14 protein-coding genes are annotated in these 14,711 nt (G+C 74.9%); 8 read left to right on the top strand and 6 right to left on the bottom strand.

Annotated elements, in window-relative coordinates:
* Nucleotides 1–134: 134 nt before the first annotated feature.
* Entirely contained in the window at nt 135–1,163 is a 1,029-nt protein-coding gene (locus AD017_RS26705) for a YafY family protein (RefSeq protein ID WP_082539091.1), read from the bottom strand.
* Nucleotides 1,160–2,149 (bottom strand): YafY family protein, encoded by a 990-nt coding sequence (locus AD017_RS26700; protein WP_060575940.1) that lies wholly within the window; start codon nt 2,147–2,149, stop codon nt 1,160–1,162. The genes AD017_RS26705 and AD017_RS26700 overlap by 4 nt, the downstream gene beginning before the upstream one ends.
* A gap of 175 nt (nt 2,150–2,324) precedes the next feature.
* Between AD017_RS26700 and AD017_RS26695 the strand changes: the two genes are divergently transcribed.
* The 3 genes from AD017_RS26695 (at nt 2,325) to glsA (AD017_RS26685) (ending at nt 4,742) form a co-directional block, all read left to right on the top strand.
* The gene (locus AD017_RS26695; RefSeq protein WP_029240044.1) at nt 2,325–2,564 is read left to right on the top strand and encodes a hypothetical protein; all 240 of its coding nucleotides are present in this window, start codon (nt 2,325–2,327) and stop codon (nt 2,562–2,564) included.
* Nucleotides 2,565–2,652: 88 nt separating this feature from the next.
* Nucleotides 2,653–3,699: a glutaminase A gene (gene glsA / locus AD017_RS26690; RefSeq protein ID WP_060575939.1), complete on the top strand. Its 1,047-nt coding sequence runs from the start codon at nt 2,653–2,655 to the stop codon at nt 3,697–3,699.
* A gap of 44 nt (nt 3,700–3,743) precedes the next feature.
* Nucleotides 3,744–4,742: a glutaminase A gene (gene glsA / locus AD017_RS26685; protein WP_010242434.1), complete on the top strand. Its 999-nt coding sequence runs from the start codon at nt 3,744–3,746 to the stop codon at nt 4,740–4,742.
* Between the two features lie 49 nt (nt 4,743–4,791).
* Here the strand turns inward: glsA (AD017_RS26685) and pafA are convergent, their stop codons facing one another.
* Nucleotides 4,792–6,153: a Pup--protein ligase gene (pafA, locus tag AD017_RS26680; RefSeq protein ID WP_010242432.1), complete on the bottom strand. Its 1,362-nt coding sequence runs from the start codon at nt 6,151–6,153 to the stop codon at nt 4,792–4,794.
* Nucleotides 6,154–6,267: 114 nt separating this feature from the next.
* Here pafA and AD017_RS26675 point away from each other — a divergent pair, with 114 nt between their 5' ends.
* The 4 genes from AD017_RS26675 (at nt 6,268) to AD017_RS26660 (ending at nt 11,267) form a co-directional block, all read left to right on the top strand.
* Nucleotides 6,268–7,773, top strand: coding sequence for a phosphatase PAP2 family protein (locus AD017_RS26675; protein ID WP_139323881.1), 1,506 nt, complete (start codon nt 6,268–6,270; stop codon nt 7,771–7,773).
* Nucleotides 7,770–9,293, top strand: coding sequence for an amidohydrolase (locus AD017_RS26670; protein WP_060575938.1), 1,524 nt, complete (start codon nt 7,770–7,772; stop codon nt 9,291–9,293). The genes AD017_RS26675 and AD017_RS26670 overlap by 4 nt, the downstream gene beginning before the upstream one ends.
* A 13-nt stretch (nt 9,294–9,306) precedes the next feature.
* On the top strand, nt 9,307–9,954 hold the full coding sequence (locus AD017_RS26665; protein WP_060722036.1) for a methyltransferase: 648 nt from the start codon (nt 9,307–9,309) through the stop codon (nt 9,952–9,954).
* Between the two features lie 185 nt (nt 9,955–10,139).
* Complete coding sequence (locus AD017_RS26660) at nt 10,140–11,267, top strand: MFS transporter (RefSeq protein WP_255358471.1); 1,128 nt, start codon at nt 10,140–10,142, stop codon at nt 11,265–11,267.
* A 6-nt stretch (nt 11,268–11,273) separates the two neighbouring features.
* Here the strand turns inward: AD017_RS26660 and AD017_RS26655 are convergent, their stop codons facing one another.
* Entirely contained in the window at nt 11,274–12,008 is a 735-nt protein-coding gene (locus AD017_RS26655; protein WP_060575936.1) for a TSUP family transporter, read from the bottom strand.
* A complete protein-coding gene (locus AD017_RS26650; protein ID WP_010229659.1) occupies nt 12,008–12,916 on the bottom strand; it encodes an SDR family oxidoreductase in 909 nt (302 codons plus the stop codon). Before AD017_RS26650 ends, AD017_RS26655 begins: the two co-directional genes overlap by 1 nt.
* A gap of 48 nt (nt 12,917–12,964) precedes the next feature.
* On the opposite strand from AD017_RS26650, the gene AD017_RS26645 reads away from it, so the two are divergent.
* Nucleotides 12,965–13,552 carry a TetR/AcrR family transcriptional regulator gene (locus AD017_RS26645; protein WP_060575935.1) on the top strand — a complete coding sequence of 196 codons (588 nt, stop codon included), beginning with the start codon at nt 12,965–12,967 and terminating at the stop codon, nt 13,550–13,552.
* Here the strand turns inward: AD017_RS26645 and AD017_RS26640 are convergent.
* The gene (locus tag AD017_RS26640; RefSeq protein ID WP_227012597.1) at nt 13,494–14,699 is read right to left on the bottom strand and encodes a 2Fe-2S iron-sulfur cluster-binding protein; all 1,206 of its coding nucleotides are present in this window, start codon (nt 14,697–14,699) and stop codon (nt 13,494–13,496) included. The genes AD017_RS26645 and AD017_RS26640 overlap by 59 nt on opposite strands.
* Nucleotides 14,700–14,711 lie beyond the last annotated feature (12 nt).

The raw sequence follows: 14,711 nt of genomic DNA, 5'->3' as shown, positions 1-14,711 counted from the left end.
CTCACCCGCTGTTCACCGGGCCGTTCACCGCGCCGTCCGCCGCGTCACCCTGCCGCCGGTCCGCCCGGCGTCCGGTCGCCGAGGGTGGCCGAACGTGGCGGACCGGTCACGTTCCGTCGCTGACCTGCAGTGCCTCACGGGCCCGGGCCCGGACCGGCCAGCTCGGCCGGCTCGACGATCCGCGCGGCACCCCCGAGTCCCAGCACGAGCCGCACCAGCCAGTCCGGGTCGGCGAACCGCAGCAGCACCCGCAGCCGGCCGGCCGGGGCGGGGTCACCACCGTCGGCCTGCGGGACACCTCTGGGCGCGGTGCCGGGTGGCGGGTCGCCCTCGGTGTCACCGGCCCCGGGGACGCGGACGTCGTCGACCGGGTAGTACTCGGCGACCCAGTGCGCCTCGGGCTCCAGCTCGAGCACGGCGTGCCGCTGCCCCTCACGGCGCCCGAAGAGCCCGTGCGAGACGTCGGTGGGCTCCGCGTCGGGGTGCGGCCGGGACGGCTCGCCGAGCTCCTCGGCCTGTTCGACCCGGTCCAGCCGGAACATCCGCACTCCCCCGGCCCGGCGGCACCACGCCTCGAGGTAGCTCCGCCCCTCGGCGACCACCAGACGCATCGGGTCCACGTCGCGCCGCGACACCGCGTCCCGGCCCGCCGTGAAGTACACGATCCGCAGCGCGCGCCCGCGGTCCAGCGCCCGCCGGACGACGGCCGTGGACTCCCGCTCCCCCGGGCCCGACTCCACGGCGACCAATCCGTCGAGGCCCCCGGTCCCGGCCTGTTCCCCGGCCGTGCCGACCGCGGCCTCGATCTTGCCGATGGCGCGCGCGACGGCGTCGGAGTCGACGACGCCTGGCGACTGGTGCAGCATCCGCAGCGCCACCAGCAGCGCGGTCGCCTCGCTGGTGGTCAGCCGCAGCGGACGGGTGAGGCCGGCGTCGAACACGACGTCGACGGTGTCCCCGGCGAACGACAGGTCCACCAGGTCGCCGGGCCCGTAGCCGGGCAGCCCGCACATCCACAGCAGCTCGAGGTCCTTGCGCAGCTGCTTCTCGTCGACGCCGAAGTCGGCGGCCGCCTCCGCGACCGGCACGCCCGGGTGCGCCCGCAGGTACGGCACCAGCGACAGCAGCCGGGGCAGCCGCTGCGCGACCCCCTGGCGGCTCACCGGGCCCGGTCCACGGCGAGGTCGGCGGCGCCCGCCCACAGCTCCCGCACGGCGACGGCGAGCTCCGGCGGGTCGAGGACGGCGACGTCCGGGCCGTGCCCGGCCAGCCACCGGGCGACGACCGAACGGTCACGGAGGTCGATCTCGATCAGCACCCCCGGCCGTCCTCGGTGCTCGTGCGGGCCCCGCTCGCGCCCGATGCGGCGCAGCCCGGCCGCCCGGCCCTCGGCGACCCAGACCCGCGCCGTGCCGGTCACCGGCCCGGGGCCCGCGGAGGAGCGCACGATGCCGCGCAGGTCGACGCCGTCGGGGACCCGGACCGCGCCCTCGGGCCCGGTCCCGCGGACCGCACCGGTGATGCGGGACAGCCGGAAGCAGCGGACCGCGTCGCGGTCGCGGTCGTGGCCGACGAGGTACCAGCGGCCGCGGTAGGACACCACGCCCCACGGCTCGACGGTCCGTCGCGACGGCGGGTCGGCCGGGCCGCCGCGCCGGTGGTCGAAGACCACGACCTGCCCGGCGCGGGTCGCGGCCAGCAGCGGGGCCAGCGCCGGTTCCCCGGCGTGCGGGCCGGGCCGGACGGTGGCGGCGGGGGTCTCGGCGACCTCCACACCGGCCGCGCGCAGCTTCACCAGGGCCCCGTGCGCCGCGCCGGCGAGGTCCGGTGAGTCCCACAGGTTCCCGGCGAGGGCGACGGCGGTCGCCTCGTCGGGCTCCAGCTCGATCTCGCCCAGCTCGTAGTCGGCGCGGGCGATCCGGTAGCCCTCGACGGTGTCGAACACCGAGTTGTGGCCGGTCTCCAGCGGGACGCCCAGTTCGCGCAGCTCGGCCTTGTCCCGTTCGAACATCCGGAAGAACGCCTCGTCACCCGCGGCCTCGGCGTAACCGGGCACGGTCGCGCGGATCCGCTCGGCGGTCAGGTACTGCCGCGTCGACATCAGGCAGAGGACCAGGTTCACCAGTCGCTCGGCGCGGGCGGAGGACACGAGAGGCATCGTAGCCAGGGGCCCGGCGCCCGGCCGTGCGCCCCGCGCGGACCGGCACCGGCCACTGCGCCCGTCTCATCCTGCGACACCCCCGTTGACGCCCGGCGCAGCCGGGGAAAGGCTCACCGGACGGCGTGGCACCGCGGCCGCGCGGGTGTGCGTGGAGGTGGGCGAGATGACGGCAGAGCAGGAGACCTTCAACCCGTGGACCGTGGTGAACCTCGTGTTCCACCATCTCGCCGACGAGGGACTGCACCCGGTGCTGGGCGAGGCGGGCGACCCGGCGGCCGCGGCCACCGGGCTGCTGCGCTCGATGGGCATCGCCCCGGCACCGGAGAAGGCGGGCCCCGCCGATCCGGACGTCCAGGACGAGCTGGCCGAACTCCGGCGCCGGATCATGCCCGGGATCGAGTGACCCCGTCCCCGTGATCTAGGTTCCGCTGCGCACACCCGGGTCGCGGCGGTCCACCGGCCCCGCGCCGAGACGGCGGAGGGGGCGGGACATGGAGCAGACCGAGCGCGAGATCGTGCAGGAGCAGCTCGAGGAGCTGCACCAGGTCATCGGGCGTCCCGGCGGCATCCCGGACAACCGCGTCGTCGCCTACTACCCACCGTCCATGGCCGCACAGTCGAACCTGTTCGGGCTGGCCGCGACCGACGTCGACGGCACCCAGTGGCAGGTCGGCGACGCCGAGGCCCGTTTCCCGCTGCACTCCATCTCGAAGGTCTTCACCTACGGCCTCGCGCTCGAGGACAACGGCCGCGAGGACGTCCTGCTGCGGGTCGGGGTCGAGCCGTCCGGCGACCCGTTCAACTCGATCTCCTTCGACGACGTCAACAACCGCCCGTTCAACCCCATGATCAACGCGGGTGCGCTGGTGGCGGCGAACCTGGTGCACGGGGCGACGAAGGAGGAGAAGGTCGAGCGGCTGCTCACCCGGCTGCGGATCTACTCGGGCAACCCGGACCTCGCCGTCGACGAGAACGTCCTCGCCGAGCAGCTCGTGTCCAACGACCGCAACGTGTCGCTGAGCTACCTGATGCGCAGCCTGGGCATGCTGCACGGCAACATCGAGGACAACCTCTACGTCTACCTCGCGGCCTGCTCGGTCACGGTGACCGCCGTCGAGCTGTCCACGATGGCCGCGACGGTCGCGCGGGGCGGGGCGAACCCCTTCACCGGCGTCCCGGCGCTGCCCCGCACCTACACCCGCGACGTCCTCAGCGTGATGAGCATGTGCGGCATGTACGACGCCGCGGGCCAGTGGGCCTACGACGTCGGCATCCCGGCGAAGTCCAGCGTGTCCGGGGCGATCCTGGCGTCCATCCCGGACGCGATCGGCGTCGGCGTCTACTCCCCCGGCCTCGACCGGCACGGCAACTCGGCGCGCGGGGTCGCGGTGTGCCGGGCGTTGTCGGACCGGTTCGGGCTGCACGTGTTCGCGGACCCGTCGGAGTCGCGGCTGGGCCGGATCGTCCGGCCCGCCCGCCGCGACGACGCCACCGAGATGTACCCCTCGGGTGACGGTTGGCTCCCCGAGGGTCTGTGACGTCGTAGGTTCTCCAGCGGACATCGTCGACGAAAGGGACACCGATGGTCGCCCAGGCCGAACGGGAGCTGGTGCAGGAGCAGCTCGAGGACCTCCGCAACACGTGCTCGGCGGGTGGCGGGAGCCTGCTGCCCGGCGAGGAGATCGTCAGCTACTACCCGCCCGAGATGGAGAGCCGCGCCGACGAGTTCGGGCTCGCCGGGACGAACGTCGACGGCACCCGGTGGGAGGTCGGCGACTGCGGGATCCGCTTCCCGCTGCACTCGATCTCGAAGGTCTTCACCTACGGTCTCGCGCTCGAGGACAACGGGCTGGACGAGACGTTGCGCCGGGTCGGCGTCGAGCCCTCCGGCGACCCGTTCAACTCGATCACCTTCGACCAGGTCCACCACCGGCCGTTCAACCCGATGATCAACGCGGGTGCCCTGGTCGCGGCGAACCTCGTCAAGGGGGCCACCAAGGAGGAGAAGGTCGAGCGGCTGCTGGAGCGCAACCGCGACTACACGGGGAACCCGGACCTGGTCGTCGACCAGAAGGTCCTCGACGAGCAGCTGGTCTCCAACGACCGCAACCTCGGGCTGAGCTACCTGATGCGCAGCCTGGGCATGCTGCACGGCGACATCGACGACAACCTCTACGTCTACCTGGCCGCCTGCTCGATCGCGGTGACCGCCCCGGAGCTGTCCCTGATGGGGGCGACCCTCGCGAACGGCGGCCGCAACCCGGTGACCGGCCGCCGGGCGCTGCCGCGGGAGCACCTGCGCACGGTGGTGAGCGTGACGAGCATGTGCGGCATGTACGACGCCGCCGGCGAGTGGGCCCACGACGTCGGCATCCCGGCCAAGAGCGGCGTGTCCGGCGGCATCATGGGCATCCTGCCGCGCTGGTTCGGTCTCGGCGTCTACTCGCCGGGCCTCGACCGGCACGGCAACTCGGTCCGCGGCGTCGCGGTCTGCCGGGAGCTCTCGCGGCGGTTCGGGCTGCACGTGTTCGCCGATCCGGCGGAGTCGCGGTTCGGCCGGGTCGCGCAGCCGGAGGACTGACGGCTCGTGGGTGGTCGTCGCGGTTCCGGCCGCGACGACCACGCACGACCTAGAGCGAGGCGATCAGCCGGTCCACCCGCTCGTCGACGGCGCGGAACGGGTCCTTGCACAGCACGGTCCGCTGCGCCTGGTCGTTCAGCTTCAGGTGCACCCAGTCGACGGTGAAGTCCCGGCCGGCGGCCTGGGCGGCGGCGATGAAGTCGCCGCGCAGCTTCGCCCGGGTGGACTGCGGCGGGGTGTCCTTCGCGGCCTCGATCTCGCCGTCGTCGGTGACCCGGTCGACGAGGTCCTTGCGCTGCAGCATGTCGAACAGCCCGCGGCCGCGCCGGACGTCGTGGTAGGCCAGGTCGAGCTGGGCGATCCGGGCGCTGGACAGCTCCAGGTCGTGCTTCTCCCGGTACCGCTCGACGAGCCGGTGCTTGATCGCCCAGTCGATCTCGCGGTCGATGAGCGACAGGTTCTGGGACTCGACGGCGTCGAGGGTGCGCCCCCACAGCTCGACGACGCGCTCCATCACCTTGTCCTCGTGCCCGCGGCTCTGCAGGAACTCCACGGCCCGGGCGTGGTACTCGCGCTGGATGTCCAGCGCGCTCGCCTCGCGGCCGCCCGCCATGCGGACCGGGCGCCGCCCGGTGAGGTCGTGGCTGATCTCGCGGATCGCCCGGATCGGGTTGTCCAGGGTGAAGTCCCGGAACTGGACGCCGGCCTCGATCATCTCCAGCACGAGCGTGGCCGTCCCCACCTTCAGCAGGGTCGTCACCTCGGACATGTTCGAGTCGCCGACGATGACGTGCAGCCGTCGGTAGCGCTCGGCGTCGGCGTGCGGCTCGTCGCGGGTGTTGATGATCGGCCGGGACCGGGTGGTCGCCGAGGAGACGCCCTCCCAGATGTGCTCGGCCCGCTGGGACAGGCAGTACACCGCGCCGCGCGGGGTCTGCAGGACCTTGCCCGCGCCGCAGATCAGCTGGCGGGTGACCAGGAACGGGAGCAGCACGTCGGCGATCCGGGAGAACTCGCCCTGCCGCGCGACGAGGTAGTTCTCGTGGCAGCCGTAGGAGTTGCCCGCCGAGTCGGTGTTGTTCTTGAACAGGTAGATGTCCCCGCCGATGCCCTCGTCGACGAGCCGGCGCTCGGCGTCGACGAGCAGGTCCTCGAGGATGCGCTCGCCCGCCTTGTCGTGGGCGACGAGCTGGGTCAGCGAGTCGCACTCGGCGGTGGCGTACTCGGGGTGGGATCCGACGTCGAGGTAGAGGCGGGCACCGTTGCGGAGGAAGACGTTGGAGGACCGGCCCCACGACACCACCCGCCGGAAGAGGTAGCGCGCCACCTCGTCCGGGGACAGCCGGCGCTGCCCGTGGAAGGTGCACGTGACACCGAACTCCGTCTCGACCCCGAAGATCCGACGCTGCATGGGGTTCAGGGTAGGCGTTGGACCCCCTCTACTGTCACGGTTGTGAGCGGATGGTTCGAGCGCGTCGCACGGCGGTCCCGACGAGTGGACGGGGGGATCGACACCGTCTCGCAGGTGGACAGGTCCATCACCGACTTCGTGGCGGGCAGGCCACCCAGCCGGGTGGACCGGACGCTGCGGCGGCTCACCCGGACGGCCGACCACAGCGTGCTCTGGTTCGCGATCGCGGGGATCCTCGCCGTCCGGCGGGGTGCCGGGCGCCAGGCGGCCATGCGGGGTGTCGCGTCGATCGCGCTGACCAGCCTCACCGCGAACGCGCTGCTGAAGCCGCTGCTGCCGCGCCGGCGTCCGGCCGCGGCGGAGCTGCCCGCGTTCCGGACGGTGGCCGACCCGCCGTCCTCGTCGTCGTTCCCGTCCGGGCACGCCGCCTCCGCGGCCGCGTTCGCGACGGCCGTCGTTATGGAAAACCGGCGGGCGGCGCCGGTCGTCGTGCCGCTGGCCGCGATCGTCGGCTGGTCGCGGGTGCACGTCGGCGTGCACTGGACCTCCGACGTGGTGGCCGGGGCCGCCGTCGGGACCGCGGTGGCACAGCTGACCCGCCGCTGGTGGCCGGTCCGCCCCAGCGACGAGGCCAGGGCGCGGCCGATCGACACCGTGCCGGAGCTGCCGCAGGGCGAGGGCCTGGTGATCGTGTCCAACCCGTTCTCCGGGCCGCCGGACCACGACGTGTCCGACGAGGTCCGGGAGCGTCTCCCGGCCGCGCACCATCTCGTCGTCGGCGACGGGATCAAGGTCGAGGACATGCTGGAGGACGCGATCGCGCAGCGCGGGCAGTGGGTGCGCGCGGTCGGCGTCGCGGGCGGCGACGGCACGGTGGCGACCGCGGCGTCGGTCGCGGACCGGCACGGGCTGCCGCTGGTCGTCGTCCCGGGCGGGACGCTCAACCACTTCGCCCGTGACGTCGGCGTCTACGACACCCAGGAGGCCGTCGACGCCACGCAGGCCGGTGAGGCCGTCGCCGTGGACCTGGCCCTGGTCGAGGCCCACCCCGGGCGGCTGGACGACCCGGAGGACATCTCCGTCACCCGGACCCGCTACTTCATCAACACGGCCTCGATCGGTTCCTACCCGGAGCTGGTGCGGCTGCGCGAGCAGTGGCAGCCGCGCTACGGCAAGTGGCCCGCCTTCGCCGCGGCCCTGATCACCGTGCTGCGGCGGTCCGAGAAGATCTCGGTGAAGATCGAGGACCGCTGGTACAAGGTCTGGTTCCTGTTCGTCGGCAACGGCCCGTACTACCCGCGCGGCGCCGTGCCGGCGTGGCGGCCGACGCTGGACTCCGGCCTGCTCGACGTCCGCTGGCTGCGCGCCGACGTGCGGTTCTCCCGGCTGCGCGTGGTGATCGCGCTGATCCTCGGCGCGCTCGGCCACAGCCGCGTCTACCACCAGCGTGAGGTGCCGCGGGTCGACGTCGAGCTCCTGGAGCCGAGCATGCTCGCCACCGACGGCGAGGTCGTCGAGGAGGCCGGCCGGTACACGTTCCGGGTCGCCGAGCGCCCTATCCCGGTCTACCGCCGCGACGAGGAGCGCTGGACCGGCCGCGACCGGCCCTTCCAGGGATGAGCGCCGCCGGGGGCGGGCGCACCCTGCTGCGGTCGGTGCGCCCGCTCGCCGCGGACCGCACCGGGATCGGGGAGCCGGTCGACGTGCTCGTGTCCGGGCACCGCGTCGCCGCGATCGGGCCCGGGCTCGACCCCGGCGGGGCGGAGGTCGTCGACGGCGACGGGCGCGCACTGCTGCCCGGCCTGTGGGACCACCACGTGCACATGGCGCAGTGGGCGCTGGCCCGCCGCCGGCTCGACGTCTCCGGCGCCCGGTCGGCCGCGGAGTGCGCCGCGCTCGTCGCGGAGCGCCTCGCGCAGGCCCCGCCCGCGCCGGGCGAGGCCCTGGTCGGGTTCGGGTTCCGGGACTCGCTGTGGCCGGACGAGGCGCACCGCGACCTGCTGGACCCGCTCGCGGGCGACGTCCCGGTCGTCCTGGTGTCGGGTGACCTGCACCAGGGCTGGCTGAACGGGCCGGCACTGGACCGGTTCGGGCACCGCGGGCACCCGACCGGCCGGATCCGCGAGTCGGAGTTCTTCGCGGTCACGGTCGCACTGCAGGACGTCCCCGACGAGACACTCGACGGGTTCGTCGCCGACGCGGCGGCCGCCGCGTCGGCCCGGGGTGTCGTCGGGATCGTCGACTTCGAGGCACCGTGGTCGCTACCGGACTGGCGGCGCCGCATCGCCGCGGGCGCGACCGGACTGCGGGTCGAGGCGTCGGTGTGGCCGGACCGGCTCGACGACCTCGTCGCGACCGGGCTGCGCACCGGCGACGCCGTCGACGGGTGCGACGGCCTGCTCACCGCCGGCCCGCTCAAGGTGATCACCGACGGATCGCTGAACACCCGCACCGCGTACTGCTACGACCCGTACCCGGCGCCGCCGGGCGCACTGATCGACAACCCGTGCGGGCTGCTGCTCGTCCCGCCGGACGAGCTCCGCCCGCTGCTGGCCCGGGCGCACGACGCCGGCCTGGAGGCCGCGCTGCACGCCATCGGCGACCACGCGAACACCCTGGTGCTGGACGCGTTCGCCGCCACCGGGGCGCGCGGGCGGATCGAGCACGCCCAGCTGCTCACCGGCGACGACGTGCCCCGATTCGCCGCACTCGGCCTGGTGGCCAGCGTGCAGCCCGAGCACGCGCTGGACGACCGCGACGTCGCCGACCGGCTCTGGGCGGGCCGGACGGGGCGCGCGTTCGCGTTCGCGTCGCTGCACGGCACCGGGGCCCGGCTGGCGCTCGGCTCGGACGCCCCGGTGGCCCCGCTCGACCCGTGGGTCGCGCTCGCCGCGGCCGTGCACCGCTCCGCCGACGGCCGGGAGCGGTGGCACCCGGAGCAGGAGCTCGACCGGGCCGTCGCACTCGGCGCGTCGTTCGGCGTGGTCGGCGGCTCGACGGCCCGGGTCGCCGAGGGCGTCCGCGCCGACCTGGTGCTGACCGACGCCGATCCGGTCACCTGCGACCCGGCCGTCCTGCGCGCGATGCCGGTCGCGGGGACGCTCGTCGGCGGCCGGTGGACACACCGGGACGGCGTCTGAGGTGCGCCGTGGCGTGCGTGGCCCGACCGGCCCCGGCGTGCTGGAGGAGATCGCGCTGCCGGGCGGACCGCTGACCCTGCTGCGCCCGGCCGACCCGGACTGCGTCGAGCCCGACGCCGTCGAGGTCGCCGAGGGCGTGGAGGAGCTGCACCCGGCGCACTGGGCCCACCTGTGGCCGTCCGGGCGGGCGCTGGCGCACGCGGTCGCCGCGGCGGGCCCGGCGCGGCTGGCCGGGCGCCGGGTGCTGGAGCTGGGCTGCGGGCTCGGGCTGCCGTCGCTGGCCGCGGCCCGCGCCGGTGCGGTGCCGGTGGTGGCGACCGACCGGTCCCCCGCCGCCGTCGGCTGGGTGGCGGCGAACGCCCGCCGGTCGGGGCTGGCGGTGGAGGCCGTGGTGGCCGCGTTCGACGCCGGCGACCCGCGGCTCGGGCAGCAGCGGTGGGACCTCGTGCTGGCCTCGGACGTGCTCTACGGTGTCGCCGCGGCGGACGCGCTGACCGCGCTGCTGCCGCGGGTGACGAGCCGCCGGGCGGCGGTGTGGCTGGCCGATCCCGGGCGCCCGGAGACCCCGCGCTGGCTGGAGGCCGCCCGCGGGACCTGGACGGTCCGCACCCGACCACTGCCGCACGGGGTGGACCTGCACGTGCTGCGCCGCAGGCCCTGAGCGGGCGCGCGCCGCTCCCGTCCGTCCGGGCAGGTTCCGCGGCGGCCTCCCGCACCGGGTGGGATCATGATCGTTGCAACACGCACCGGGCGTACGGAAGGGGCTCGATCATCGCTCGCCTGCCACCGGCCGCGGCCTTCGCGGGGCTCGCCGTCACCTTCGCCGTGGTCATGCTCGGCGCCACGATGCCGACCCCGATGTACGCGCTCTACCAGCGCGAGCTCGGGTTCTCCCCGGTCGTCCAGACGGTGGTCTTCGCCGTGTACGCCCTCGGTGTGCTCGCCGCGCTGCTGCTCGCGGGCCGCTGGTCCGACCAGCTGGGGCGACGCCCGATGCTGCTCGCCGGCGTCGCGTTCTCCCTGGTCAGCAGCCTGGTCTTCCTGCTGGCCGGTCCGGTGTGGGTGCTCCTGGTGGGGCGGCTGCTGTCGGGCGTCTCGGCCGGGATCTTCGCCGGGGCCGCGACCGCAGCGGTGATCGAGGCCGCCCCGGAGTCGTGGCGGGACCGCGGGCCCGCGGTGGCGACCGCCGCGAACATCGGCGGGCTCGGCCTGGGCACGGCCCTCGCGGGCGTCGCCGTCGAGTACCTGCCGGCACCGCTGCACCTGTCCTTCGCGGTGCACGCGGTCGTGGTGGCGCTGTGCGGGCTGCTGGTGCTCGCCGCGCCGGAGACGGTCCGGGACCGGCCCGCGCACCCGTCGCTGCGCCCGCAGACGGTGGAGGTCCCGCCCGCCGTCCGGGCGGTGTTCGCCCTGGCGGCGACGGCCGGGTTCGCCGGCTTCGCGGTGCTCGGCCTGTTCACCGCGCTCTCCCCGCGGATCGTCTCCGAGATCATCGGCATCCCGAACCACGCCGTCGCGGGCGTGATGTCGTTCGTGCTGCTCGGGGCCTCGGTGGTCGCGCAGCTGCTCGTCCGCCACGCCGGCACCGACCGGGTGCTCGACGCGGGCTGCGTGCTCCTGGTGGCCGGCGTCGGGCTGGTCGCGCTGTCGGTGGCGCGGGCGTCGATGACGGAGCTGCTCGCCGGCGCGGTGATCGCCGGCGCGGGGCAGGGCATGACGTTCTCCAAGGGCCTGGCCGCGGTGAACAGCCGGGTGGACGTGGCACGGCGGGCCGGGACGACGTCGTCGTACTTCCTGGTGCTCTACGTCGCGATCTCGCTGCCGGTCGTCGGGCTCGGCGCGGCGAGCCAGGCCTGGGGGCTGCGGACGGCCGGGATCGCCTTCTGCGGGCTCGTCGCGCTGCTCGCGGTGATCGCGCTCAGTGCGCTGCTCGTGCTGCAGCGACGGGAGGCACGGCCTCCCGCCACACCCTGACCCGGCTCAGGTCGCCAGGGCCCGCACGAGCACGACGACGGCCGACGCCGCCGACACGACCAGCACCACCCGGCGCAGCGTCCGGGCGCCCACCCGGCGCCCCAGCAGGTGCCCGGCGACCCAGCCCAGCCCGATCCCGGGCAGCAGCCACAGGCCGGCGAGCAGCGCGTCGCCCGCGCCCGCCCGCAGCGGTCCCGCCAGCACGGCGGCCAGTGCGACCAGGGCGATGGCCGTGCCCGTCACCGCGACCGTCGCCCGGGCGCGGCGGGGGTCGGTCCCGGCGAGCAGCAACGCGACCGGCGGGCCGGTGACCGCAGCCGTCGTGCCCAGAACCGCGGAACCGGCCCCGGCCGCGGCGCTCGCCGAGGGGCCCGCGTGCCGGGCCGCCGGGCCGCGGGCGGTCATCAGCACCGCGGCGAGGATGCCGCAGGCCCCCGCGACGGCGAGCGCCCGCGGGCTCAGCACCGCCAGCAGCCAGGCACCCACGACGAGCCCCGGCACCGCCCCGGCCAGCACCCACCGGGTGACCCGCGGATCGGCCCACCGGCGCCACCGCACCGCGACCCCCGCCGACAGCAGCAGGTTCACGATCATGGCCGGGACCGGTACCAGTCCCGGCCAGAGCAGCAGCGCCGCCGGGACGAGCAGGAGGTTCACCCCGAACCCGAGCAGGACCTGCACCGCCGTCCCGGCCGCCACGACGGCGGTCAGGACGGCGAGCGCCGTGGGGTCCGGTGGCATCAGCGGTAGCCGGTGACGTCCGCCGGCTTCCCCGCGTCCTGCACCTCGACGATGTAGCGCCAGGCGTCCGGGCGCGAGCCGTCGACGTCGTCGAGGCCGTACTCCCGGGCGAGCTCCCCGGAGGAGGTGGAGCGGCCGTTCCAGCGGTGCCGGTCGGGGTCCGCGGCGAGTGCGGCGATCCCGCGCCCGACGAGCCGCGGCGACTCGGAGATGGCGAAGTGCGGCTCGGCGGTGAGCGCGTCGCGCCAGGTGTCCTCGGTGACGCCGAAGAGCTCCAGCATCATCTCCGAGCGCAGCCAGCCGGGCGTGACGGCGACCGCCGTGCCGCCGTGCCCGCGCAGCTCGTGCGCCCAGGACCGGGCGAGCCGGATCGGGGCGATCTTCGCGAGGTCGTAGAAGGCGTTGAGCCGGTAGTTCTCGGCGTTGTACCCGTCGGTGCCGTCGGTGACCTCGACGACGAGCCCGCCGGGCGTCCGCGACAGCAGCCGCAGCGCGTGGTGCGCGGTGACCAGGTGGGTGTCGATCGCCAGCCGCAGCGTGCGGAGCCCGTTGGCCAGGTCGTGCTCCCAGACCGGGGTCTCCCACTCGACCATGAGCTCGCCGCCCCAGATGTCGTTGACGAGCACGTCGAGCCGGCCGTGCTCGCGCCCGATCCGGTCGACGAGCGCGGCGACGGCCTCGGTGTCGAGGTGGTCGGTGGGCACCGCGATCCCGGTGCCGCCGGCCGCGGTGACCAGGTCGGCGGTGTCCTCGATCGTCTCCGCGCGGTCGTACTCGGACCGCTGCTCGCGCGTGGTGCGCCCGGTGCAGTACACGGTCGCCCCGGCCGCGCCCAGCTCGACGGCGATCCCGCGCCCGGCCCCGCGTGTCGCCCCGGCGACCAGCGCCACCCGTCCCGTCAGGTCCATGTGTCCTCCTCGTATGTGAACGTCTATTCGTTTATATACGATGGTGCCATGCCCCGCCGCAAGCAGGTCCCCGATTCCGACGTCCTCGACGTCGCCCTCGACGTGCTGCACGCCGGCGGCCCGCAGTCCCTGACGTTCGCCGCGCTCTCCGAGGCGAGCGGGCTCGCCCCGGCGACGCTCGTCCAGCGGTTCGGGAGCAAGCCCGACCTGCTCAGCCGGGTGCTGCTGCACGCGTGGGACCGGCTCGAACGGCGCACCGACGAGCTCGGGGCCACCGTGGAGCGCACCCCGCGGGGCGCGGTCGCGTTCCTCGTCGGGCTCTCCGAGCAGTACGGCGGCATCGACAGTTACGCCGACGCCCTGCTGGTGCTGCGCGAGGACCTCCGCGACCCGCAGGCGCGCCGGCGGGGCACGGCGTGGCGGGCGTCCCTCGCCGGGGTCCTCGACGCGTGCCTGGACGGGCCGCCCGGCCTGGGCGACGCCGTCGCGACCTACTGGCAGGGCACCCTGACGTGGTGGGGTTTCGACCCGCGCGAGCCGGTCACCACGCACGTCGAGCGGGAGCTGACCCGCTTCCTCACGACGGTCGGTCCTCCGGCAGGTTCTGCACGTGCCGGAACCCGAACCGGCCCTTGATGCACAGGTGGCCGTGGGTCACCGAGTGGTCGGCCGGACTCGTCACGTTCACGATCTCGCCGCGCTGGACGTGCAGCTCCAGGTTGCAGCCGACCCCGCAGAACGAGCAGATCGTCGTCGTGACGGACTCCTCGTCGGGATGCCAGTCGCCCGCCTCGCGCCGGTCGTGCTCGGCCACCGAGACCAGCGCGCCCGTCGGGCAGACGCCGATGCAGTTCCCGCAGTAGACGCAGGCGGAGTCGGGCAGCTCGACGTCGTGCTCGGTGGCGATGCGGGCGTCGAACCCGCGACCGGCGGCGGCGATCGCGAAGGTGAACTGGGCGTCGGTGCCGCAGGCGTTGACGCACTTGTAGCACATGATGCAGCGGGAGTAGTCCCGCACGTAGAGATCGTTGTCGATCTTGACGGGCTGCTCGACGGTCGCCCGGGTGCGCCCGTCCGGGGCGTGGTGGTGCCCGGGATGGCGGCGGTCGCGCTCCCCCGCCGCGGCGGGCGCGTCGGGCGGCCCGTACCGCTCGGCGTCGACGCCGTACTCGCGCATCCAGCGCTGCACGTCGTCGCTCGCACGGTCCATGTCCACCGACGACGCCAGCAGCTCCAGCACCATGCGACGGCTGTGCCGGACCTTCTCGGTGCCGGTCCGCACCTCCATGCCGTCCTCGCACCGCCGGGCGCACGACGGCACCAGGGTGCGGGAGCCCTCGACCTCGACGACACACACCCGGCAGGCGTTGATCGGGTCCATGTTGGGCGCCCAGCACAGCGTCGGGGTGTCGGCCTGCTCGGCCGTGCCCTCGGAGTGCAGCGCCTCCAGGATCGTCGAGCCCTCCGGGACCCGGACCTCCGTGCCGTCCAGCGAGAGCCCGACGGTGCGCCGGATCGGGCCGAGCATCACGGGGCCGCCGGACAGGCGCTCGGCCGGGCCCGGCGCGGCCCCGGCCGGGTCGGCGACGGTGACGCCGACCGCCCCGGCCCCGTTGGTCCGGCCCAGGGTGCCGACCCCCTCGCCCGCGCCCGGGCCGTCGCCCGGGGTCTCCGAGCCGTTCGCGCCCGCGTCGGCCTCGGGGGCGCCGTCGACCTGCCCGGGGGCCGGTGCCCGCGAGCCGCCGCCGGGGCCGGCCGGGCCCTTGCCGCTGGTCGTCGTCATCGGTGCTCCCTC

It is taken from the genome of Pseudonocardia sp. EC080619-01 (assembly GCF_001420995.1).
Classification (GTDB): Bacteria; Actinomycetota; Actinomycetes; order Mycobacteriales; family Pseudonocardiaceae; genus Pseudonocardia.
The sequence above is the reverse complement of the archived record's forward strand: the minus strand, read 5'-3'. Positions and strand labels throughout refer to the sequence as shown.